This is a genomic window from Streptomyces sp. NPDC007264 (assembly GCF_042869095.1).
Lineage (GTDB): Bacteria > Actinomycetota > Actinomycetes > Streptomycetales > Streptomycetaceae > Streptomyces.
The window spans coordinates 1-1,431 of the sequence record NZ_JBIAFD010000049.1; the positions used below are offsets into that span (position 1 = coordinate 1).

At 68.3% G+C, this 1,431-nt stretch carries 2 protein-coding genes; both read left to right on the forward strand.

Annotated elements, in window-relative coordinates:
- Positions 1 to 103 precede the first annotated feature (103 nt).
- Positions 104 to 934, forward strand: coding sequence for an IS5 family transposase (locus tag ACFYMU_RS33405; protein WP_388381487.1), 831 nt, complete (start codon positions 104 to 106; stop codon positions 932 to 934).
- Positions 931 to 1,353, forward strand: a complete 423-nt coding sequence (locus ACFYMU_RS33410; protein ID WP_388381489.1) for a hypothetical protein — start codon at positions 931 to 933, stop codon at positions 1,351 to 1,353. Before ACFYMU_RS33405 ends, ACFYMU_RS33410 begins: the two co-directional genes overlap by 4 nt.
- Positions 1,354 to 1,431: the final 78 nt, after the last annotated feature.

Here is a 1,431-nt window from a genome sequence, read left to right on the forward strand (position 1 = left end):
AGAGGGCGGTATGAGAGTGCATAGGAGTTTTGTCGTCACCTGAACGTGTGGCGGTGCGGCATCCCGTCCGGTCGGCGGCCATGGGCATGTTGGGCTGGGCACCGTGAGCGAGCGCAAGCCCTACAAGACCGACGTGAGCGACGAGCAGTGGGCGCTGGTCGAGCCGGTGATCGCCGCGTGGAAGGCCGCGCATCCCTCGGTCAGCGGCCATCAGGGCCGGTACCAGATGCGGGAGATCGTCAACGCACTGCTCTACCAGGGCCGGACCGGCTGCCAGTGGGAGCTGCTCCCACACGACTTTCCGCCGTCCGGCGCGGTGAAGTACTACTTCTACACCTGGCGTGACGACGGCATCGATCAGACCATTCACGACCTGCTGCGCTGGCAGGTGCGGGAAATGGCACGCCGGAAGGCGGACCCGAGCCTGGTGGTGCTCGACACCCAGAGCGTGCACGCCGCGGCCGGAGTGCCCGCTGAGTCGACGGGGCGTGACGCGGCAAAAAAAGTACCGGGCCGCAAGCGCGGCCTGGCCGTTGACGTTCTGGGGTTGGTGATCGCGGTGGTCGTGGCGGCCGCGTCGGCGCACGAGAACGCCGTCGGCATCGCGCTGCTGGACAAGGTCGCCGCCGACACCGACACCGTACAGAAGGCCCTGGTCGACCAGGGTTTCAAGAACGCCGTCGTCGCGCACGGGGAGAAGGTGGGCATCGAGGTGGAGGTCGTGGAGCGCAATCCCGCGCAGACCGGGTTCGTTCCCCAGGCCAAGCGGTGGGTCGTGGAACGCGCCTACGGGATCTTGATGCTGCACCGCAGGCTGGTGCGCGACTACGAGCATCTGCCCCGCAGTTCGGAGTCGCGGGTGTACTGGGCGATGACCGCGGTGATACTGCGCCGGCTGACTGGGGCGACCACACCAGCCTGGCGCACCGCATGACCGGCGGGGAGCTGACCCTCGGCGCGGTGCTGGCGCGGCTGGAGGAGCGGGAACGGGAGATCACCGCGCAGGCCGAGACGGTGCGGGAACAGATCACGCAGCTGACCGCACGGCTCGATGAACTCGGCCGGGCCGCCGAGGAAGTCCGTATCACCCGAAAGACACTGCTGGAGCTGCCCGACCCGCAACCGCCCGCGCCGCCGGCACCGAAGGTGCCGGACCATCCGGCCTACCAGCAGATCATGGCGGTGTTCACCGCGGCCGACCACCCGCTGCGGGCCCGGCAGGTGTGCGAGGCCATGGATGTGGCGGTCGCGCCCAACAACATCAACAACGTCCGCCTCAAGCTCAAGCGGCTGGCCGACCGCGGGATCCTGGCCGAGACCGAGCCAGGCTTGTTCACCCAGCCTCGGCCGTAGTCGACCGACGTCGCCACGACCTGCCCACTCGTCCCGCACGAAACGAAGAATCGGGCATCAGGTCTCATACCGCCCTCT

What these genes read in the sequence shown, in the direction of transcription:
- ACFYMU_RS33410 (WP_388381489.1), top strand. Translation starts at nt 931, where the DNA reads ATGACCGGCGGGGAGCTGACCCTCGGCGCGGTGCTGGCGCGGCTGGAG.